The sequence below is a fragment of the Agrobacterium sp. M50-1 genome (genome assembly GCF_049843495.1).
Taxonomy (GTDB): Bacteria; Pseudomonadota; Alphaproteobacteria; order Rhizobiales; family Rhizobiaceae; genus Agrobacterium; species Agrobacterium radiobacter.
Genome location: NZ_JBBHZH010000012.1, coordinates 93,118 through 114,406, shown reverse-complemented (window position 1 = coordinate 114,406; position 21,289 = coordinate 93,118). Strand labels below are relative to the sequence as shown.

General features: G+C 60.7%; 20 protein-coding genes. 4 read left to right on the top strand and 16 right to left on the bottom strand.

Annotated elements, in window-relative coordinates; genetic code table 11:
- Positions 1 to 133: 133 nt before the first annotated feature.
- From WDZ78_RS22335 to WDZ78_RS22285, 11 genes are all read right to left on the bottom strand, one after another.
- On the bottom strand, positions 134 to 628 hold the full coding sequence (locus WDZ78_RS22335) for a DUF523 domain-containing protein (RefSeq protein WP_425674275.1): 495 nt from the start codon (positions 626 to 628) through the stop codon (positions 134 to 136).
- Between the two features lie 231 nt (positions 629 to 859).
- A complete protein-coding gene (gene glyS, locus WDZ78_RS22330) occupies positions 860 to 3,013 on the bottom strand; it encodes a glycine--tRNA ligase subunit beta (RefSeq protein ID WP_425674274.1) in 2,154 nt (717 codons plus the stop codon).
- Between the two features lie 125 nt (positions 3,014 to 3,138).
- Positions 3,139 to 5,076: a DUF2207 domain-containing protein gene (locus WDZ78_RS22325; protein ID WP_425674273.1), complete on the bottom strand. Its 1,938-nt coding sequence runs from the start codon at positions 5,074 to 5,076 to the stop codon at positions 3,139 to 3,141.
- A 22-nt stretch (positions 5,077 to 5,098) separates the two neighbouring features.
- On the bottom strand, positions 5,099 to 6,376 hold the full coding sequence (locus tag WDZ78_RS22320; RefSeq protein ID WP_425674272.1) for a 3-phosphoshikimate 1-carboxyvinyltransferase: 1,278 nt from the start codon (positions 6,374 to 6,376) through the stop codon (positions 5,099 to 5,101).
- A gap of 87 nt (positions 6,377 to 6,463) precedes the next feature.
- Positions 6,464 to 7,015: a LemA family protein gene (locus WDZ78_RS22315; protein ID WP_003503249.1), complete on the bottom strand. Its 552-nt coding sequence runs from the start codon at positions 7,013 to 7,015 to the stop codon at positions 6,464 to 6,466.
- A 120-nt stretch (positions 7,016 to 7,135) separates the two neighbouring features.
- The gene (locus WDZ78_RS22310; RefSeq protein WP_236774041.1) at positions 7,136 to 7,546 is read right to left on the bottom strand and encodes a hypothetical protein; all 411 of its coding nucleotides are present in this window, start codon (positions 7,544 to 7,546) and stop codon (positions 7,136 to 7,138) included.
- A gap of 82 nt (positions 7,547 to 7,628) precedes the next feature.
- Positions 7,629 to 8,591, bottom strand: a complete 963-nt coding sequence (locus WDZ78_RS22305) for a glycine--tRNA ligase subunit alpha (RefSeq protein ID WP_026372527.1) — start codon at positions 8,589 to 8,591, stop codon at positions 7,629 to 7,631.
- Between the two features lie 100 nt (positions 8,592 to 8,691).
- A complete protein-coding gene (locus tag WDZ78_RS22300; RefSeq protein WP_020010487.1) occupies positions 8,692 to 8,886 on the bottom strand; it encodes an NfeD family protein in 195 nt (64 codons plus the stop codon).
- A 20-nt stretch (positions 8,887 to 8,906) separates the two neighbouring features.
- Positions 8,907 to 9,776 carry a S49 family peptidase gene (locus WDZ78_RS22295; RefSeq protein ID WP_425674279.1) on the bottom strand — a complete coding sequence of 290 codons (870 nt, stop codon included), beginning with the start codon at positions 9,774 to 9,776 and terminating at the stop codon, positions 8,907 to 8,909.
- 88 nt (positions 9,777 to 9,864) lie between these two features.
- Positions 9,865 to 10,665: a tRNA1(Val) (adenine(37)-N6)-methyltransferase gene (locus WDZ78_RS22290; protein WP_425674271.1), complete on the bottom strand. Its 801-nt coding sequence runs from the start codon at positions 10,663 to 10,665 to the stop codon at positions 9,865 to 9,867.
- Between the two features lie 6 nt (positions 10,666 to 10,671).
- Positions 10,672 to 10,902, bottom strand: a complete 231-nt coding sequence (locus WDZ78_RS22285) for a DUF2007 domain-containing protein (protein WP_425674270.1) — start codon at positions 10,900 to 10,902, stop codon at positions 10,672 to 10,674.
- A gap of 110 nt (positions 10,903 to 11,012) precedes the next feature.
- Here WDZ78_RS22285 and WDZ78_RS22280 point away from each other — a divergent pair, with 110 nt between their 5' ends.
- The 4 genes from WDZ78_RS22280 to moaB all read left to right on the top strand — a co-directional run bounded on the left by WDZ78_RS22280 (position 11,013) and on the right by moaB (position 15,510).
- The gene (locus tag WDZ78_RS22280; protein WP_003503263.1) at positions 11,013 to 12,029 is read left to right on the top strand and encodes a polyprenyl synthetase family protein; all 1,017 of its coding nucleotides are present in this window, start codon (positions 11,013 to 11,015) and stop codon (positions 12,027 to 12,029) included.
- Between the two features lie 141 nt (positions 12,030 to 12,170).
- On the top strand, positions 12,171 to 14,063 hold the full coding sequence (locus WDZ78_RS22275; RefSeq protein WP_425674269.1) for a tetratricopeptide repeat protein: 1,893 nt from the start codon (positions 12,171 to 12,173) through the stop codon (positions 14,061 to 14,063).
- A 6-nt stretch (positions 14,064 to 14,069) separates the two neighbouring features.
- Positions 14,070 to 14,954, top strand: coding sequence for a 4-(cytidine 5'-diphospho)-2-C-methyl-D-erythritol kinase (locus WDZ78_RS22270; RefSeq protein ID WP_425674267.1), 885 nt, complete (start codon positions 14,070 to 14,072; stop codon positions 14,952 to 14,954).
- Positions 14,955 to 14,964: 10 nt separating this feature from the next.
- Positions 14,965 to 15,510 (top strand): molybdenum cofactor biosynthesis protein B, encoded by a 546-nt coding sequence (gene moaB / locus WDZ78_RS22265; RefSeq protein WP_425674266.1) that lies wholly within the window; start codon positions 14,965 to 14,967, stop codon positions 15,508 to 15,510.
- Between the two features lie 234 nt (positions 15,511 to 15,744).
- Here the strand turns inward: moaB and WDZ78_RS22260 are convergent, their stop codons facing one another.
- The 5 genes from WDZ78_RS22260 to WDZ78_RS22240 form a co-directional block, all read right to left on the bottom strand.
- The gene (locus tag WDZ78_RS22260; protein ID WP_020010480.1) at positions 15,745 to 16,620 is read right to left on the bottom strand and encodes a dienelactone hydrolase family protein; all 876 of its coding nucleotides are present in this window, start codon (positions 16,618 to 16,620) and stop codon (positions 15,745 to 15,747) included.
- 115 nt (positions 16,621 to 16,735) lie between these two features.
- Positions 16,736 to 17,764: an alcohol dehydrogenase AdhP gene (gene adhP / locus WDZ78_RS22255; RefSeq protein WP_020812620.1), complete on the bottom strand. Its 1,029-nt coding sequence runs from the start codon at positions 17,762 to 17,764 to the stop codon at positions 16,736 to 16,738.
- A gap of 149 nt (positions 17,765 to 17,913) precedes the next feature.
- Positions 17,914 to 18,315 (bottom strand): MAPEG family protein, encoded by a 402-nt coding sequence (locus tag WDZ78_RS22250; protein WP_003503274.1) that lies wholly within the window; start codon positions 18,313 to 18,315, stop codon positions 17,914 to 17,916.
- 114 nt (positions 18,316 to 18,429) lie between these two features.
- Positions 18,430 to 19,935 (bottom strand): IMP dehydrogenase, encoded by a 1,506-nt coding sequence (gene guaB, locus WDZ78_RS22245; protein ID WP_020812622.1) that lies wholly within the window; start codon positions 19,933 to 19,935, stop codon positions 18,430 to 18,432.
- A gap of 179 nt (positions 19,936 to 20,114) precedes the next feature.
- Positions 20,115 to 21,116, bottom strand: a complete 1,002-nt coding sequence (locus WDZ78_RS22240) for an MBL fold metallo-hydrolase (protein ID WP_425674278.1) — start codon at positions 21,114 to 21,116, stop codon at positions 20,115 to 20,117.
- Between the last annotated feature and the right edge of the window lie 173 nt (positions 21,117 to 21,289).

Genomic DNA, 21,289 nt, shown 5'->3' with positions numbered 1-21,289 from the left:
AGAATACAGCAACCCAAAACCGCTGGAGCGAACTCAAAACTGGATAAAACTTGGGGGCAACGTCAGCGAGTATGACGGAGGAGAGTGTCAGCACGTTCGGAAACGAGCCATGTCGTGTCTGCGTGGTCTCGTCTCAACGAGAGAGCGCATCCAACCGGTCAATATCGGCAGGTGAAAATACGGCAATACCGGCTTTTTCCAGCAGGGCGGCTGTCACGCCATTGCCTGCGTGCTTGATACCCGAAAACGAACCATCGTAAATCGCAAGCGACCCGCATGACGGGCTGCCGTCGATCAGAAGCGCGTGAGTGCAACCATTGGCCCTGGCGAAGGCGAGCGCCTTTTCCGCACCGGCGATGAACTCAGCCGTGACATCGCCGCCGGTTACTTCCAGCACACGGGCGCGGCCTTCCAGCACATCGAGACCGGAGGCCCCTTTCTCGATTTCCGCCGGCGGACGCGGCACGGGCATGCCGCCGGCCATTTCCGGACAGATTGTCACCAGCCTGCCCTCCTGCCGCCAGCGGTCTATCGCCGGGTGGGAGAAGGGTTTGCCTTTGCCGTCATATCTCACGGGCTGGCCGAGAAGGCAGGCGCTGATGAGGATTTTGGGGGGCGTGTGAGACATTGGGAAATCATCCTGCGGGGGTCGCGGTCGCGGCCTACCCCCTCTGCCCTGCCGGGCATCTCCCCTCAAGGGGGGAGATCGGCAAGAGGCATGCTCCCCGCTCTTCCCGCGACGTTCAATGTAGTTGGTAGGCCGCCGCTGGTCGATCTCCCCCCCCCTTGAGGGGGAGACGTCCGGCAGGGCAGAGGGGGGTGAACCGCGCACGCGACGCCACGGTCCCTCCAAATTCCCTCACCCGGTAATCTTCGAGAAATCCGCAACCGTTCCGGTCGCCTCGCGGATGGCTTTCAGCAGCGCCAGACGGTTGGCGCGGATGGCCGCATCCTCGTCATTCACGAGCACATCCTCGAAGAACGTGTCGACAGGGACGCGCAGCGTCGAAAGCGCCTGCATGGCGGAGCGGAAATCTTCCGCCTCGACGGCCTTCGCGGCATCGGCAGAAGCGGTCTTGATCGCCGCGTAAAGCGCCTTTTCGGCATCGAGCTTCAGCAGCTCTTCCGAAACGCCGTCAGCGACCACAGTGCCCTTCTTTTCCTCGGCGGCCAGAAGCTGGGTGGCGCGCTTGGCGCCTGCCAGAAGGTTTCGGCCATCCTCTCCGGTGATGAAGGCGGTGAGCGCCTCGACACGGCGGGCGATCATCAGCAGATCGTCCGACTCCTGCGTCAGCACCGCGTCGATCAGATCGTAACGGGCGCCGAGGTCGCGGAGGTAGACTTTCAGGCGGTCGTGGAAGAAGGAGAGAAGGTCCGCATCCTTCGCAACGCTCAGCAGCGAAAGGCGCACGTTCTTCTCAAGCAGAATGCGCACGACGCCGAGCGCCGCACGGCGCAGCGCAAAGGGGTCCTTCGAACCGGTCGGTTTTTCATCGATGGCCCAGAAGCCGACGAGCGTATCGAGCTTATCAGCCAGAGCAACCGTGATGGCCACCTTGTCCGCCGGCAGGCGGTCGGAGGGGCCCTGCGGCTTGTAGTGATCTTCGATCGCCGCCGCGACGCTTTCATTTTCGCCCTGCAGAGCCGCATATTTGCGGCCCATCAGGCCCTGAAGCTCGGGGAATTCGCCGACGGCTTCGGTGCGCAGGTCGGCTTTCGCGAGCACCACGGCGCGGTCCACCAGCGCAGCATCCGCGCCAACGATCGGCGCAAGCGCCTTCGCCAATTCGCGAATACGCGTCACACGCTCGCCCTGCGTTCCGAGCTTGGCATGGAAGGTAACGTTCAGCGCATCGAGCTTGGCCATGCGCTGGTCGAGCGGGTTTTTGAGATCGAGGCTGAATTTAGCGGCCGAACCTTTGAGCGTTTCCAGATCTGGCAGATCGCCCTGGTCGCGGCTCCAGAAATGGCGGGCATCCGACAGGCGAGCGCGCACGACCTTGCCATTGCCGTGGATGATTTCCTTGCCGCCGTCGCTTGCCTCGATATTCGAGATCAGGATGAAGCGGTTGGAAAGTCCCTCTTCCGCACCCTGCGCGCGGGTGACGAAACACTTCTGGTTGGTCTTGATGGTGAGGCGGATGATTTCCGCCGGGATTTGCAGATAGTCTTCCTCAAAAGTGCCCATCAGCACCTGCGGCCATTCGACGAGGCCAGAAACTTCTTCCAGCAGGCCTTCGTCTTCCACGAGGTCGAGACCATTGGCGAAGGCAAGGTCCTTGGCGTCGTGCAGGATGATGTCCTTGCGGCGCTCGGCATCAAGAATGACCTTCGCCTTTTCAAGGCTGGAGACATAGTCCTCGAAACGGCGCACGGTGATCGGGCCGTGCGCATGAAAACGATGACCATAGGTGACGTTGCCGGCGACAATGCCGTCGATGGCGAAAGGAATGACCTGCGTTTCGTCGTGTTCGGGGCCAAACAGGCAGACGATGGATTGCAGCGGGCGCACCCAGCGCAGGCTTTCCGAGCCCTTGCCTTCAATGCCGCCATAGCTGGAACCCTTCGGCATGGAGGCCGGGCCGGAGCGCATGGATTTCGGCCAGGGAAAGGAGCGGATGATGCCGGGCATCACCTCGGCGATGATCTCTTCCGCCGGGCGGCCGGGTTTGTTGATGATGGCGATATAGAAATCGCCCTTCTTCGGATCGGAAACGACCTGCGCTTCCGAGACATCGTTGAGGCCAGCACCGCGCAGAAAGCCCTCGATAGCCTTTTCATTGGCGTCGGTGCGCGGACCCTTCTTTTCCTCACGCACATCGGCGGAGCGGGCGTTGAGGCCGCGAATATCCAGCGTCAGACGGCGCGGAGTCCAATATTCACGCGCACCCTCATAGGTCAGCCCTCTCTCCACAAGCGCGTCGGTGACGAGTTTCTTCAGATCGCCAGCCGCCTTGCGCTGCATGCGGGCGGGGATTTCCTCGGAGCGGAGTTCAAGCAGAAGATCAGGCATGGGATCAGGACTTTATCTTTGTATCTTTTGTCGGACGATGTATGCCGTGAAAAACGACAGGTCGGCTTAGCAAGCAACGCGGCAAAAGTCACCAAGGCAATCGGTTAAATTACCGCCGGCGGGCGTTACCAGCCGCCGCCACCACCGCCACCGCCGCCCGAGCCGGAAAAACCGCCGCCGCCACCGCCCGAAAAGCTGGAGCCGGAGGAGCTGACGGGCTGGGGGATGGTGGAAGCGATGGTGCTCGCCATGGAGGTCGAGAACCCGCCGATCCTGTCACCGAAGCTGCCGTAGTTGCTGCCCAAATACCAGCCGGGCGCATAACTTGCCGCAACGGCACCGGCAGCGGCTGTCGCAAGCCAGGTCTCGAAAGTGCGGCTCCACGGTTTTTCGACGCCGAGCGCGACCGCATAGGGCAGCAATTTCTCGAAATGCTGCGGCGACATGGCGGGGGCGCCCGCCGTATTCATCCGGTCCTTTTCCGCCAGCGTCAGATAGGTTCTGAGACCTTCGATGCCATCCATCAGCTTGCGGCCGAGCGGCGTCGGCGCGCCCATCAGGAACAGGAACAGCGCATTGGTGAGCACGATGCCGCCGATGGCGGCCAGAGCCAGCGACTTGGTGTCATGTGTCACATCCAGAAGGATTTGCGTGGCGATGCCGCCAATGGCCGAAAAGGCCACGAAACCGGCAAAAGCCAGCATGACAATGCCGCCAATGCGCTTGCGCAGCGGTGCACCGCGCGAGAACTGCCGGCCGATACCGATCGACAGGATGCTGAAAAAGAAGGCGAAAAAGCCGAAGACCAGAATGGCGGCAATGGCGCTTTCATCGAGATCGCCGAACACCAGCGTCGCAACGATGATGGCGATGCTGAAGAAGATGCCGAACACGGTATAACCGGCGTTGTTGCGGTAATATTTGCCGCGATGTTCTTTCTCTATCGCCGCGCGGAACTGCGTTCCGACCTTTTCGACCTCCGCACCATGGGCCTTGTCGATGGTCAGCATCTCCCCCGCACCGCCAATGGAGGCAAGCAGCGTCTTCTGCCCGGTCGGCAGATCGGCAGCGGTTGCCTTTTCCGTGCGCCTGATGACGATGGCGTTCTTCAGGTCTTCCAGAACGACGAAACCCTTGACCGCGAGATCAAGTGCCGAGGCGGACAGCGCCGTCCAGCCCGCACCGGAAAAACCCCTGTTATCGACGTAGTTGACCAGAGCCGGAGAAAGCCCCTCCGGCGCATCCCAGCGTGGCACGACCACGCCCTTGGCGGGATCACGGCCCACGGCGAACCAGGCTCGCAGGTAATAAAGCAAAATGGCGAAAAGGCCGCCGCCCGAAAGCAGGATGGCCAAGTTATCGCGCAGCCACCAGCCCGCCTCCTGTGAGGAATCGGGGGCAGCGATGGCGCCCTTGGGCAGCTTCACGGCAACCGTCATGCCCTCGCCCACCGAAAACGGGCGGGTGGAGGCGAAGAACACCTCGTTGCCTTCGTTCAGAACCCGCGCATCCTTGCCCTTCGCACCCAGCGGCCCGGTGAAGACGGCGGTATCCGTTGCCTTCACGCCCTCCGGCAGAGTGATGGTCGCGGAAATCTCGCCCATCGGGAATTGCCAGCCATTGCCGGTGACGTTCCAGGTGAGTTCGTCATAATCGCTGAAATAACGGATCTGCCGGGCGGTGGTGTAGGTGATCTGGAAGACATGCTCGCCGGTCGGCAGAAAACGGTCGGCGCTGCCGGTATAGATGCGGATGCCGCCATCGATATTTTCGGTGCGCCAGTTTTCCGGCGCGCCGTCCCGCTCCACCGACACGACGTTGAAATCCACCTTGGTGCGGCGGTTATTCGCATCCAGCGCGTAAAGCGGGAAATCTCGGAAGATGCCGCGTTTGATGTTCTGGCCTTCGGCGCGGGCGGTGATGGTTTCCGTCACCGCCAGCTTGCCGTCCGCCGCCACCTCGATGACGGAATGGTAGGAGCGGATGAATTCCTCCGCGAAAGCCGGGAAGGCCGCGCCCAGGAAGACGAGCAGCGCGAGAAGTCTTGCGGCGATGGTCTTCACGGGCGGTTCCCTCCAGCCGGTTTCAGTGCTGCGGCTCGGCAGCGCTTTCCTTTTCCGTGTACTCGACACCGAGCGAGGCGAGCGCCTTCCAGTAGCCCGGATAGGTCTTGGCCACACAAGCCGGATTCTGGATGGCTATGCCGCCAATCTTCAGCGCCGCGAGCGCAAAGCTCATGGCGATGCGGTGGTCGGCAAAGGTATCGATGGAGGCATCGACCGTCTGGCCTGCGAGCGCCGGATCGGAATGCACGATCAGGTCGTCGCCTTCTTCATGCGCTAGACCGTCGCGGATTTCGTTGAGGCCGAGCGAGACGGCGCGGATGCGGTCGCATTCCTTGACGCGCAGGTTGGCGATGCCGACGAAACGCACCGGCGTCTCGTTGAAGGCGGCGAGAACCGCGATGGTCGGAATGGCGTCCTGCATCTGGGAACCGTCGATTTCGGCGGGCAGATGCGGAAACTTGGCCATGACGTCATAGGCCTTGGCATCCGGCTGGGTGAACCTGTCGGCGGGCGTGCCGATGTCGATCGCACCGCCGGTGAGAAGCTCCGCACCCCAGAGATAGGTAGCGGCGGAAGCATCCGGCTCGATGTGGAAATCGGTCGCGGTGTAGCCGGTCGGATGCACGCGCCAGATGGCGTTGCTGACCCGCTCAATCTTCGCACCGAAAGCTTCCATGGCTGATGTGGTAAGGTCGATATAGCCTTTCGCGCCGATTTCCTCGCCCTTGAGGATGATATCGACAGGCTTGTCGCCGCAGGCGGCCGCCATCAGAAGTGCCGACACATATTGGCTGGAGAGGTTGGCGTCGATGGTGACGCTGCCCTTCGGGAACCCTGTGCCTTTGCCGCAGACGGTGACGGGCGGGCAACCGGTCGGCGCTTCCGCCTCGACGCCGAGGGAGCGCAGGGCTTCCACCAGCGGCATGATCGGGCGTTTGCGCATGTGCTCGTCGCCATCGATGATGACGGCGCCATCCACAAGTGCGGCGGCAGCGGTGAGAAACCGCGTGGCGGTGCCGGCATTGCCGAGGAAAAGCGGCTTTTCCGGCTGCTGCAGTACACCCGTGCCTTCCACCACGAAGGTGGTGGCATCAGGCTCGGTGACCGTGACGCCCATCTCGCGCAGGGCTTCGGCCATATAAAGCGTATCATCGCTTTTCAGCGCGCCGGTCAGGTGGCTTTTGCCCTTGGCAAGGCCAGCCAGGAGAAGCGCGCGGTTGGTGATGGATTTGGAGCCGGGCGGCTCGACCTTGCCGGAAAGCGGGTGGCCGGGCGGGGTGATGGTCAGTTCGATCATGATTGTCGTCTTGTCAAAGAATGCGGCGAAGAGCCGGATTATCGGAATTTGAACGGGAGGTTTTAAGCCGCCGAAAAAGTAATGCGCTTAGAATTTCACGGTCGGCACGGCGCGGTCGGCCGGGTTCTCGATCTCGAAATAGGGCGCCTTGGAAAATCCGAACTGGCCTGCAACCAGATTGGACGGGAAGCTTTCCACCTTGACGTTGAGATCGCGGGCAGCGCCATTGTAATAACGGCGCGACATCTGGAGTTCACCTTCGATGGTTTCCAGCGACCGCTGCAATTCCAGAAAGTTCGCATTGGCCTTGAGATCGGGATAGGCTTCGGCCAGCGCAAAGAGCTTGCCGAGCGCCTGCGACAGCAGCCCTTCGGCCTGGGCACGACCTTCAACATCCCCCGCCGGCACGGCCTGCGCCCGGTTGCGCATGGCGATCACCTCCTCGAAGGTGCTTTTTTCATGCGCCGCGTAACCCTTCACGGTCTCGATGAGGTTGGGAATGAGATCGGCGCGGCGCTTCAGCTGCACGTCGATGCCCGACCACGCCTCTTCCTTCATCTGCCGCGCCTTGACCAGACCGTTATAGATGAAGACGACATAAAGCGCGATTGCCGCGATGATTGCCAGCGTGATGAACATGAATTGCGATTCCCAGCTTCGTTGCGCGCACGATAGCCGCTCATTACCGCAAAGTCATGGGGCTTCGCTCATTCTGTCCGTTTTTGCCGGAAGCGACACGCTGCGGTAAGCAAACACCCGTTATTTATAAAAGACGGTACAATATAATTTCAGACCGGATACCTTGCGTACAAAAAGAGTATAGGAGGCAAGCCTGTAGCCTCGCTCGGCCCAATACTCCTTGTTTCCCTCCAGATGGTTCCAGCCGTCTATGACCCAGTCGAGCATTTTCGTATTGCGCGTGTAGTGCATGCGGACGAGCGCACTGCCCACATCGAGAGAGCGCTGGCCGCTGTCCTTGCACTCCATGCGGGTGACGATCATTCCGAAAGAACGCAACTTGTCGGCGCGGGCAAAGGCATCGTTGCCGCTCATCCAGTCCGTCGTTTCCGCAGCCGCGCTGTTGCCGAGAATGGATCCGAGTGTAAGCACAAATAAAAAACAGAAATTTCTAATATTATTCACGGTTAAACCCATCGTTATATTCAGCATACCAATCCTCACAAAATAAAAGGCCGTCAAGAACGGCCTTTCAAATTCATCAAAACTTTGGACAACAGCTTACCACCAAAAATCAGGCAGCCCGGTTCCAGTTCAGCCCGCCCGCATCCGTCAGCAGGAAGGCCTCGCCGCAGGATTTCGCCAGCGTGCGCACGCGCAGGATATAGCTCTGCCGCTCCGTTACCGAAATTACACCGCGCGCATCCAGAAGGTTGAAGACATGGCTTGCCTTGATGCACTGATCATAGGCCGGGAACACGCATTTATGCAGGCGCTGATTGTCGTTATCACCGGGCGCACCCGCAGCGAGAAGCGCCAGGCACTCCTTTTCGGCGTCGATGAAATGGCGATGCAGCATGGCGGTATCGGCAAATTCGAAATTATGGCGGGAATATTCCTGCTCGGCCTGCAGGAAGACATCGCCATAGGAAATCTTCTCTTCGCCCTCGCGGCCGTTAAAATTCAGGTCGTAGACATTGTCGACGCCCTGAACATACATGGCGAGACGCTCCAGACCATAGGTCAGCTCGCCCGCAACCGGCGAGCATTCGATGCCGCAGACCTGCTGGAAGTAGGTGAACTGTGACACTTCCATGCCGTCGCACCAGCATTCCCAGCCGAGACCCCAGGCGCCGAGCGTCGGGCTTTCCCAGTCGTCTTCAACGAAGCGAACGTCATGCAGCAGCGGATCAAGGCCGATGGCCTTCAGCGAACCGAGATAGAGTTCCTGAAGGTTGGAAGGGTTGGGCTTCAGAATGACCTGATACTGGTAATAATGCTGCAGGCGGTTGGGGTTTTCGCCGTAACGACCGTCGGACGGCCGGCGCGACGGCTGCACATAGGCGGCCTTCCACGGCTTCGGGCCGAGTGCGCGAAGGGTCGTGGCTGGATGAAACGTACCCGCGCCCACTTCCATATCATAGGGCTGCAACACCGCGCAGCCCTTGTCGGCCCAGTAGTTGTGCAGCGTCAGGATAAGCGCCTGAAAGGAACGCTTGGGGTTCATATGGTCTGGAATATCGGTCATTGCAGTCATCGCGGCGTTAGGAGGACAAGTAAGCATTGACTTACTTCGGATGCGGACTGGTGCCACGGCATGGCGAAGGGGTCAAGGATTTATGCGCTTCGACGCCGGCTTACGCCTCGTCGTCGCGCTTCACACGGTACTCACCGGTTTCGGGGTCCTTGATCAGCGTGCCGATCGCGCCGGTTTCGCGTTCCTTCTCGCGCTGTTTCGATTTCGCGGAAAGCTTTTCCGCATCGCGGACGAAGCGGCGGTAGAGGATGACGGATCCCACCACCAGAAGAATGATTGTAATAAGCTGCGCCATAAGGCCCTATTCCTGCGACATCACAGACCGAAACGCGACCACAATGCCTTTTCTTCGGCGACCTCCGCAAGCCCCGAGACGGCGCCTGCCGCAAGGCTTTCAGCATTGAGGCCGAGCGCCGTATTCACGCCGGGCACTTTTTTGCCGAACAGCGAACGCCCGCCGCTGACGAGCTGGAGCTTGACCTTTTCACCGTAGCGGCGGCGCAGAATCTCGCGCATGTCGCCCAGCCCGTCGATCAGGCCGAGGTCGAGACCACGCATGCCGGTCCAGAACAGGCCGGAGAAGATCGCCTCATCGTCCTTCAGCTTCGAGCCGCGGCGCATCTTGACCATGTCGATGAAAACATTGTGGATTTCGACCTGAAGCGACTTCAGGTAGTCGATATCGCCTTCTTTTTCCGGCTGGAAGGGATCAAGGATGACCTTGTTCTCGCCGGCGGTGTAGACGCGACGCTCGACGCCGAGCTTCTTCAGCATTTCCGGAAAACCGAAACCGCCCGAGACGACACCGATCGAACCGACGATGGAGGTGGGGTCTGCGATGATCTCGTCGCCGGCAAGTGCGATCATATAGCCGCCGGAGGCTGCAACGTCCTCCACGAAGATCAGGACCTTCTTTTCCTTCTCCTCGGCAAGCTGGCGGATGCGGTTATAGATCATCCTCGCCTGCACCGGCGAACCGCCGGGCGAGTTGAGCGAAATGGCGACGGCCGGCGCATCCTTGACGGCGAAGGCCTTCTCCAGAAGGGGTGCGTAGGAGGCGAGATTGAGCGCGGGGCGGAACTGGTTGCCGCCGGCCATGATCGCGCCATGCATGCGCACGACCGGGATGACGAGCTCCTTTTTACGAAAGCGTTTCGGCACCAGATACTTCAGAAAACCCACTATTCAATCCTCGCAGCATTTATCCGTTCGTCACGGATGTATGTATCGCCCCGCAAAACACAATGGTTTGCGGCTGGCGGAACCGCGATATTTATGGCGCGGGCCGGATTGCCCTTACATTACGCGAATAGGCGACGCGGCCATTGTTCAGGTCATCCACGAAGGGGGTGAAGGCGTGACTGTCGTTCTCATGCATGATGAGCGGTGCGCGGAAGGACAGCCGCGCGCGTGAACCCTTGATGGCGGTGACGAGCATGCGCACCGCGTCCTCACGGGCACGCGGATGGATGAGGGTGATTTCGAGGCCACCGAAACGGCTGCCACAGGCGGCAATGATCGCCGCCACCGATTGAGGCCTTGAAATCAGGGAAAGCTGCCCGCCCGAAACCATGATCGCGCCCGCGGTCCTGATCCAGTCTTCAAACAGGCCCTCCGTCATGGCGTGGGCCTCGGCTTTCAGGGCATCCGGCGTGCGGCGGTCGCCTGCGTCATTATAGGGCGGGTTCATGATGACGTGATGGAAATAGTCATCGGGCAATCCCGCCTCGATGCGTGCTTTCGCTCGCAGGGTCACATCAGCCTCGCGCACATCAACCCGCGCGGAAAAACCGGCATTGTCGGGCAGTTCAAGGCTGCGGCGGGCAAATTCTACCATTTCCGGCGAGCGCTCGTAGAGCGTCACATCGGCCTTCTGGAGCCGCGCTGCGACCGCCATGCCGGCGGCGCCGGCGCCGGCGCCGAGATCGGCAACCCGGCAGGTGCGGTCATCGGCCACAAGCGAGGCAAGCAGCATGGCGTCCATTCCGGCCCGGTGCCCCCTGCCCTTCGGCTGGATGATGTGAAACCGGCCCCGGTGAAAGGCGTCGATCGTTTCAGAAATGCCGTCGCCCACCGCCGTTCAAGCCTCTTCGTTGCGCAACTCGTCACCCAGCCCGGCATCGATGAGAATGCGGCGGGCCTGATCCGCGCGATCTTCCTCCACCAGAAACCGACGAGGCAGAAGGCCGAGCGATCCCTCCAGAATACTCATCGCCTGATCGGTAATGAGGCAGTGGATGCCGGCATCCTTCATCAGGCTTTCCGCGAAGGACAGAAGCACGGCATCGTTGGTACGGATCAGTTCACGCATGGATAAGCCCTAAATTCCCATCTTTTTGAATGGCTAGCGGCAATTCGCCCTTGCCGCGCAAGGCGTCAGTTTTTATTGTCGAATTCAAATTCGAACTGGAGTCCTGTCCCTTGGGCGTCGTCATACCGCTTGAAGAAAGCAAAAACAAACTCGCATCCGTCAAGCCGCTTGTCGACCTGACCCGCCCCGACATGGAACGGGTGAACCAGCTTATCCTTTCCAAGGCCGGTTCCGATGTCCAGATGATACCCGAAGTGGCCAATCATCTCATCTCGTCGGGCGGCAAGCGCCTGCGGCCGATGCTGACGCTCGCCTCGGCCTCGATGTTCGGCTACGAGGGCGACAACCACATCAAGCTCGCCACCAGCGTGGAATTCATGCACACAGCCACGCTGCTGCACGACGATGTGGTGGATGAGAGCGATCTGCGCCGCGGCAAATCCACCGCCCGCACCATCTGGGGCAACCAGGCGAGCGTTCTCGTCGGCGACTTCCTGCTCGGCCAGGCCTTCCGCATGATGGTGGATGTCGGCTCTCTCGATGCGCTCGACGTGCTCTCCACCGCCGCATCCGTCATCGCCGAGGGCGAGGTGCTGCAGCTTTCGGTCGCCAAGAACATGGAAACGACCGAAGACGATTATCTGCAGGTGATTCGCGCCAAGACGGCCGCCCTTTTCGCGGCGGCGGCGGAAGTCGGCCCCATCGTCGCCAAGACCGACAAGGCGACCCGCAGCGCGCTGAAATCCTACGGCATGAATCTCGGCCTTGCCTTCCAGCTGGTCGACGATGTTCTGGATTACGGCGGAAAGTCCGCCGATCTCGGCAAGAATACCGGTGATGACTTCCGCGAAGGCAAGATCACGCTGCCGGTCATTCTGTCCTATCGCCGCGGCACGCAGGATGAGCGCGCTTTCTGGCGCACCGCCATCGAAAAAGGCGAAAGCAGCGACGAGAACCTCGAAAAGGCGCTTGGGCTGATCACCAAATATAACGGTCTTGGCGATACGATCGGCCGCGCCACGCATTACGGAACCATTGCCCGTGACGCGCTCGCGCCGCTGCCGCAGAGCCCGTGGAAAGATGCGCTTCTGGAAGTGATCGACTTCTGCATCGAGCGTCTGAACTGACGCCGGAGGCCGGGCGAACGGCGGATGGAAAAGACCATCCGCCCGAGGGTCCGGGCCAGCTTCTCCGCAAGGCGTGATTGTGGCCGGGGCCATAATTTCTTGCGGCGTTGCTTCAAAAAAGCCATTCTATCGTGACCAACAATGGAAACTGATTTTTCCGTGCTTCTGCACAAAGGCAAAGGTTCCCTCATGCGGCGTAAACCAGCACTCCGTCTTCTCTGCAGCGCGGCTCTTGCCGCTGCTCTCGCAATCGGCGCGGGTGCAAGCCCCGGCTTTGCGGAGACGAAGGCGACACCGGAAGACAAAGCCGTCACTTTCGATCCCGGCAAGGTAAATACCTTCTCCGGCGCCTTCCTCGCCGGGCGCAATGCCGATGTCGATCAGGACTATCCGACCGCGATTTCGCTCTACAAGAAGGCGCTGGAATTCGATCCGGCCAATTCGGAAATCCGCCAGCGGCTGATGATCGCCGAACTTCTGAGCGGCAATTTCGAAGCCGGCGCCAAGATCGCCGATTCGATGAAGGACGATAGCTCGGTGGAGCGCGTCACGACCATCGTGCGCGGTCTCGACGCCATCAAGGACAAGGACTTCGCCAGGGCCGAGAAGATCCTGAAATATACCGGTCCGAACGATCTCGACCGCATGGTCAACACGCTTTTGACCGCATGGGCGCGCGCCGGCTCCGGCAAGCCGAAGGAAGCGCTGGCGCTGGTCAACAACATGAAGGGCCCGGGCTGGATCTCGATTTTCCAGAAATACAATGCGGCGGCCATCGCCCTTGTCGCCGGCAACACGGAGGCAGCCCGCAAGAGCCTCAACGAGGCGGTGACGGATCGCGAAGGCGGAGCAACCGCCTCCGACACTTATATGCGCGCGGTCATGGCGCTTGCCCGGCTCGAAGCTTCCGCCGGCAACAAGCAGAAGGCGCTGGATGCGATTGCGGTCGGCGATACTTTCGCGCCGAATTACGCACCGCTGAAAGCGCTTCGCCAGGCCATCGAGAGCGGTGACAAGCCGGAGCAGCAGATCACCAATGCCGTCGAGGGCGCGGCCAGCGTCATGTTCTCCATCGCCGGTGCGTTGAACCGCGAAGGTGCGGAAGAGATCGTCACGCTTTATTTGCAGACATCGCGCGCGCTCGATCAGAAGAGCCCCGACACACTTATTCTTCTCGGCGGGCTTGCTGAAGCCATGAAGCAGCCTGAACGCGCCGTCGCCTTCTACCGCGATGTGCCGAAGGATTCGCCGATGTACCGCATCTCCGAGTTGCAGCTCGGGCTGACGCTCGCGCAAACCGGCAAGGTGGATGAGGCGCGCAAGCATCTCAAATCCCTGCTCGAATCCGATCCGAAGGACGTCCGTTCCTATCTCGCCTATGGCAGCGTGCTTTCCGATGCCAAGGACTACAAGGCCATGGCCGAAAACTACGACAAGGCCATCGAGGTGATCGGCGCCGTGCCGCAGAAATCCGACTGGTCCGTATTTTTCCAGCGCGGCATCGCCTATGAGCGGCTGAAGGAATGGGACAAGGCCGAACCGAATTTCAAGCGGGCGCTGGAACTGAACCCTGAGCAGCCGCAGGTGCTGAACTATCTCGGTTATTCCTGGGTGGACAAGGGCATCAACCTCGATGAAGGCATGAAGATGATCAGCCGCGCCGTCGAGCTTCGCCCGAATGACGGTTACATCGTCGATTCGCTCGGCTGGGCGCATTATCGCCTCGGCGCTTTCGATGACGCCGTGACCGAACTGGAGCGGGCGATCGAGCTCAAGGCTGGCGATCCGACGATCAACGACCATCTGGGCGACGCCTACTGGCGCGTCGGCCGCAAGATCGAGGCGATCTATCAGTGGAACCGCGCCCTGATCGGCGATAGCGACGATGTCGACAAGGCCAAGGTGAACGAAAAGATCGCCAACGGCCTGCCGCCTTTGGAAAAGGACGCCGAAAACACCGCCAAGAAGGATGCAGCGCCACAACCGCCGGCTCCTCCTGCCCCGGCGGCCCCTGCTCCGGACAAGAAATCCTGACGCCATATGCCGACACAGGGCATCACCGGGGCGGCTGAGACAATCGAGGCGGCCCCGGCCAAGATCAATCTGGCGCTGCATGTGACCGGCCAGAGAGCGGATGGGTATCATCTGCTTGAAACGCTGGTGACCTTCACCGAAGCCGGCGATACGATCCGCATCCGCGACGCCGATGCCGACAGTTTCTCCATCTCAGGCCCCTTCGGCGATCTTCTGCGCGCCGGTGATGGCGGCGACAATCTCGTCACCCGCGCCAGAGATTTGTTGCGCGATAGACTTGTATCGACGGGTCGGCCAGCACGCCCGGTCGCCATTCACCTTGAAAAGAACCTGCCGGTGGCATCAGGCATCGGCGGCGGTTCGGCGGACGCGGCGGCGACGCTGCGAGGGCTTTTGCGGCACTGGCGCGCCGGGGTGGCGCCGGATGCGCTTTCCTCCATGGCCCTGAAGCTTGGAGCGGATGTGCCGATGTGCCTTGAGAGCCGACCCCTGATCGCGCGCGGCATCGGCGAGGACATTGAACCGGTCACCAATTTGCCGGAACTGTTCCTGGTTCTGGCCAATCCGCTGAAGGCCGTCTCTACACCGGAGATTTTCCGGCGATTGCAGAACAAGGCCAATCCGCCCCTGCCCGCCCATGCGACAATTGGCTGGATGGATTTTCTCGCCCGGAGCCGTAACGATCTGCAACCACCAGCGCAGGCGCTGCTTCCGGAAATCGGGGAGATTGCCGGGTTACTCTCGCAGGAAGGTGCTGCGCTTGTCCGCATGTCCGGTTCGGGTGCAACCTGTTTCGGGATTTTTCATTCCCTTGAAGCGGCCCTGATAGCGCAAACATCGCTTCGAAAGAAACGCCCCCGCTGGTACTTTCAGGCGACTCGGACCATTTGAGGATTAGGCTATGGCAGGCGAACGACCCTTCATCCCCTTGGGCATTGCGGTTTTGACCGTTTCGGACAGCCGCACGCTGGAGAATGACAAATCCGGCGATACGCTCGTCGCAAGGCTGGAAGATGCGGGCCACAGGCTTGCCGCCCGCGCCATCGTGCCTGATGACAGGGAAGCGATTGCCGGCACCGTGCGCGAATGGACGCTCTCTAAAGGCGTGGATGTGGTCATCACGACAGGCGGCACCGGCTTTACCGGCCGCGATGTGACGCCAGAAGCGCTGGAACCGCTGTTCGAAAAGCGCATGGACGGGTTTTCCGCCCTTTTCCACCGCATCTCCTATGACAAGATCGGCACCGCTACCATCCAGTCACGCGCGACCGGCGGCGTGGCGAACGCGACCTTCATATTTGTGCTGCCCGGTTCTCCGGGGGCGTGCAAGGATGCGTGGGACGGTATTCTGAAAGCCCAGCTCGATTATCGCCACCTGCCCTGCAATTTCGTGGAGATCATGCCGAGGCTTGACGAGCATTTGAAGCGCGGGGCCGGGGGCGTTTAGATCAGCGGACCGGAGGTGCGTGGGGCTTCACCCCCCTCTGCCCTGCCGGGCATCTCCCCCTCAAGGGGGGAGATCGATCTGCGGCGATGTCTCGTCCATCTTGAAGCTTGAGAATGAAGCGACAAGAGGGCCTCTTGCCGATCTCCCCCCTTGAGGGGGAGATGCCCGGCAGGGCAGAGGGGGGTGAAACCCCACGCACCTCCGGTTCGCAGACAATGCACGCCCAAAACCCCATCACGCCAGATATTTCTTGAAGAACTCCGTCGTCCGGCCCCAGGCGAGATCGGCCGCCGCCTTGTCGTAGCGCGCCGAGGACGTGTCATTGTTGAAGGCGTGGTTGACGCCGTCATAAACGAAGATTTCGAAGGTCTTGCCGTTTTCCTCCAGCGCCTTCTTGTAGGCGTCGATGCCGGCATTGATGCGCTCGTCGAGACCCGCATAATGCAAAAGCAGCGGCGCCTTGATGGCAGGCACATCGGCCGCCGGGGCCTGCTGGCCGTAATACGCGACACCCGCATTCAAACCTGCCGACTTCGTGGCGAAACGATTGACCAGCCCGCCGCCCCAGCAGAAACCGACTGCACCGACCTTGCCATTCGCCCCCTGCCTTGCCGCCAGCCACACCCGGCCCGCTTCGGCATTGGCGACGGTCGCATCCATGTCGAGGCCGCTGAACATCTGCCGCGCCTTCTCCTCATCGGCGGGCGTGCCGCCCTGCGGCGAGAGGAAATCGACCGCAAGCGCCCGGAAACCGGCAAGCGCCACCCGTCTGGCGACGTCACGGATATGATCGTTCAGACCGCGGTTTTCATGAATGACGATGACCGAGCCAATGGGACCTGATGCCGATTTCGGCGTAACGAGGTAACCCTTCATCTCGCCGGCGGGGCCGGGATATGTCACATCTTCCACAACGATCCCCGCATCATCGGGTGCTACGATTGCCGCATGGGCGCTGTTGGCGGAAAGCAGCGGGGCGATTGCGGCTGCCGCCGCGCCGGAGCCGGCCAGCACGGTGAGCTTTTCCATGAATTTGCGGCGGTCGAGGCTGAGATGGGTGTATTCATCGTAAGCGTCGATCATGGCCTGCGTAATCTTGGGCTTGTCCATCGCTCTATCCTCCTTGAACGCACGGATGCGGAAGGATAGCGCAGATCGCCCTGCGGGGAACGATGCGGGCGGAAGCGGCGTCACACATTTGCGTGAGCGCCGCCGCATTTTCACATCAGGCGGCGAGGTCCACGACAATACGGCCGTCGATCTTGCCCTCTTCCATGCGGTGGAAGATATCGTTGATGTTTTCGAGCTTGTCCCACGAGAAGTGGGCGGCGACCTTGCCTTCTCCAGCAAAGGTCAGCGCCTCCTCCAGATCCTGCCGTGTGCCGACGATGGAGCCGCGCACCGTGATGCGCTTCAGCACCGTGTCGAAAACCGGAATGGAGATAAAGCCCGGCGGCAGGCCGACAAGCGCCATCGTCCCCTTGGAGCGGAGGAAACCGTAGGCCTGCTCCATGGCCTTGGGCGAAACCGCCGTCACCAGCGCGCCATGGACACCGCCGGTTGCCTTCTGCACCTGCTCAACTGCGTCAGGCGCGCGGCCATTGACGGTGACATCGGCTCCGAGTTTTTTCGCAAGCGCCAGCTTTTCGTCGAAAATATCGGCAGCAACGACATGCATGCCCATGGCCTTGGCATATTGCACGGCCATGTGGCCAAGCCCGCCAATGCCTGAAATGACCACCCACTCGCCGGGCCTGACTTCGGTTTCCTTCAGACCCTTGTAGACGGTGACACCGGCGCAGAGCACGGGTGCGGCGGGACCGAATTCTAGATTATCCGGCAGGCGGCCGACGAATTTCGGATCGGCAAGGCCATATTCGGCAAAGCTGCCGTTGACAGAATAACCCGAATTCTTCTGGCTTGGGCAAAGGGTCTCCCAGCCGGTACGGCAGGGAATGCAGCATCCGCAGGCGGTGTAGAGCCACGGTGTGCCAGCGCGGTCGCCTTCCTTGATACCGGTGACGCCTGCGCCGATCTTGGCGACATAACCGACACCTTCATGGCCGGGAATGAAGGGCGGGTTGGGCTTGACCGGCCAGTCGCCCGTTGCTGCGTGCAGGTCGGTGTGGCAAATGCCCGTCGCCTTGTAGTTGATGAGAATTTCACCGGGACCGGGATCCGGTATCGCCACTTCCTCGATGGTCAGCGGTTTTCCAAATGCGCGGACAACCGCCGCCTTCATTGTCTTAGCCATGACATACTCCCTAATCTCTGCTCGCCTGAAATTCTCGACGGCAGGCAGAGATTAACGGGGATGCGGCGTCATGGAATTGACCCATCGCAAATCGGAGTATTTTGCAAGGCGGGATTGTCTCACTTATGAGGCAACCTCACGGTGCTGATTTATTCCAGCGCCAACCATATGGCGAGCCATGCCCACAGGCAGACGACCAGTGCAAAGCCGATGCCGAACAATGCCCCGCGCTGACGCAGGCGATTGCTGGTGACGTGGACATAGGAATGGACGTAGCGCGAGAGCACGAACAGCCACGCCAGAACAACGGTGACGACATTATCCGCATCCGTGATGTAAAGCAGCAGGCAGGCGATGTGGAACAGGACCGGCAGCTCGAACTGGTTGGCGATATTGCGGTTCACCAAACGGCTTTCGTGCGCCTCCTCGCCGTGATCACGCAGCTTGATCGCCGATTCGCGATCCTTGAAGGTGTATTTGTTGCGCCGGATGATCAGCAGGCCGTAAAGCAAGAAGACGAGAAAGACATGGGCGATCATCGGCCAGAACATTGCGGTCGTTGGTGACATGCTTTCTCCCCCAATCGTGAAAACGCTCCCCGATCCGGCGTGAATCGGGGAGCGCCAAATAACTAGCCTATCTTTTTACGGATTCGGCTCGAAAGATCAAACCGCGCCGGGATAGTTCGGGCTTTCGCGGGTGATCGTCACGTCATGGGCGTGGCTTTCACGCAGGCCGGCGCTGGAGATGCGCACGAAGGTGGCGCGCTCCTGGAATTCCTTGATGTTGCTGCCGCCGACATAACCCATGGCGGCTTTCAGGCCACCGGCCAGCTGGTGCAGGACGCCGGAAACCGGACCCTTGTAGGGAACCTGACCTTCGATGCCCTCGGGAACGAGCTTCAGCGTATCGCGCACTTCCGCCTGGAAATAACGGTCTGCCGAGCCGCGCGCCATGGCGCCAACGGAACCCATGCCGCGATAGGCCTTGAAGGAACGGCCCTGATAGAGGAACACCTCGCCCGGGCTTTCATCCGTACCGGCCAAAAGCGAGCCGATCATGACGGCGGAGGCACCGGCGGCGATCGCCTTGGCCAGATCGCCCGAGAACTTGATGCCGCCATCGGCGATAACGGGAATGTCAGCCGCATTGGCCACCTCAACCGACGACATGATGGCCGCGAGCTGCGGAACACCGACACCGGCGACGATGCGGGTGGTGCAGATGGAACCGGGGCCGATACCGACCTTGACGCCATCGGCGCCGGCATCGATCAGCGCCTTGGTGCCGTCAGCGGTCGCGACATTGCCGGCAATGATGCGAACCGAGTTCGACATCTTCTTGACCACCGAAACGGCATCGAGCACGCGCTGCGAATGGCCATGCGCCGTGTCTACGACCAGAAGATCGACGCCGGCATCGATGAGGCGCTCGGCGCGCTCGATGGCGTCAGCGCCGACGCTGATGGCGGCTGCGGCGCGAAGGCGGCCCTGCGCATCCTTGGTGGCGTTGGGGTTCAGCTGCGACTTCTCGATATCCTTGACGGTGATGAGGCCGACGCAATTGCCTTTTCCATCCACCACCAGCAGTTTTTCAATGCGGTGCTTGTGCAGCAGGCGACGGGCTTCCTGCTGATCAACGCTGCTTTCCTTGACCGTGACCAGATTTTCGCGGGTCATCAGTTCATAGATCTTCTGCTGCGGATCGGAGGCGAAGCGCACGTCGCGGTTGGTCAGAATGCCGACGAGGCGGCCGTTCTTGTGGCCGCCGGACCCGCCGTTCTCAACCACCGGAATGCCGGAAATGCCGTGCGCCTTCATCAAGGCCTGTGCTTCTGCAAGCGTCGCATCCGGGCCGATCGTGACCGGGTTGACGACCATGCCGCTTTCGAACTTCTTCACCTGCCGGACTTCTTCGGCCTGTTCGATGGGGGTCAGGTTGCGGTGGATAACGCCGATGCCGCCGGCCTGGGCCATGGCAATGGCAAGACGGCCTTCGGTCACCGTGTCCATGGCGGAAGAAAGGATCGGAAGGTTGAGATCGATATCGCGGGCGATGCGGGTGGCGATATTCGTCTGTCCCGGCATAACCTCGGAATGTCCGGGTTGCAGCAACACATCGTCAAATGTGAGAGCGTCCAAACCAGTGGGTGTTTGAATGATGCGTGCCATGACCAAATTCCTTCATAATGAAAATGCGTGGCCGTTCCGGAACGAAAAGTTCACCCCGGCGCCCTGCAAGGATTGCTTGGAAGTTGGCGAGGGCTGGTAACACGTTCATGACAGGAAGGGAATAGAAAAAACCCGGAATTGCCTTCCGGGCTTATTCTGTTGCTGCATTGCAGCAGATATCAGATATCGAACTGATAGGATTTCGGCACGAAACGATAACCCGTATCCAGCTTTTCCGCATAACCGACGGAAGGGAAAGGCATGTGATACCCAAGGAGGGGCAGCCGGTCGGTGGCGATCATGTCATAGACTTTCTTGCGGGTCGCGGCGGCTGCCGCCTTGTCCATGTCGAACTTGACCTCCCAGTCCGGCCTTTGCAGCGACAGGACGAAATGATTGGCCGTGTCCGCCGTCAGGATCAGCTGTTTGCCTTCCGATTCGACACGGAAAATCATATGTCCCGGCGAATGACCGAAAGCCGCAATGCCAGTGATGCCGGACACCACATTGGCGCCATCACCGATGAAGGTCGCCTTTTCCGCCAGCGGCTTGACGCTGGCGAGTACGCCCTTGTGGCCGCCCTCAGCAGGGGTGCCGACACGCTTCTCGTCCACCCAGAAATCATATTCCGCCTGTCCGAAAACATAACGCGCTTTAGAGAACGCAGGCGCTCCCTTTTCCATCAGCCCGCCTATGTGGTCGCCATGCATATGGGTCAGCACCACCACGGTTACATCTTCAGGCGAATAACCGGCCGCCGCCATGCCCTCGGTCAGGCGGCCATTGCCGGCGCCGCGACCGGCCTCACCAAAACCGGTGTCGAACAGCACGAGGTCCGTGCCTGTATTGACGAGAACCGGCGAGAAGGAATTGACGAATTGGTCCTTCGGCAAAAAATTGTCTTCCAGCAATTTGCCGACCGTTTCCGCCGACTGATCCGTGCCGAAGGTCTCGCCGGGATTGGGTGCGGCGCGCGAGCCGTCCTTCACCACGAGCACTTCGAAATTGCCGAGCTTGAAGCGGTTGGTTTCCGGCGGCATGGCGTGTTTGATCTCCATGGAAGTCTGCGGCTGGTTGGTCTGGGCATTTGCGCTGCGCGCCATCAAAAGCGGCGCGCCGAGAACGCTTGCACCGGCCGCACCGATGAGGCCGCGTCTGCTCATGCTCAAGGATTGGGTCATCATCTTTCTCCCGATATCGCCAACTGGCCGTGATCGCCAACTGAACTCACCCAACGGACAATAGAGCGAGAAAGTTGCAAGGAAACCGGCCTCACGCAGGTTTGATCGGAACTTGAGAAATTGATAATTAACGTGTTGGCAAGCCCGCTTATCAGGCGTAGGAGGAACGGCGA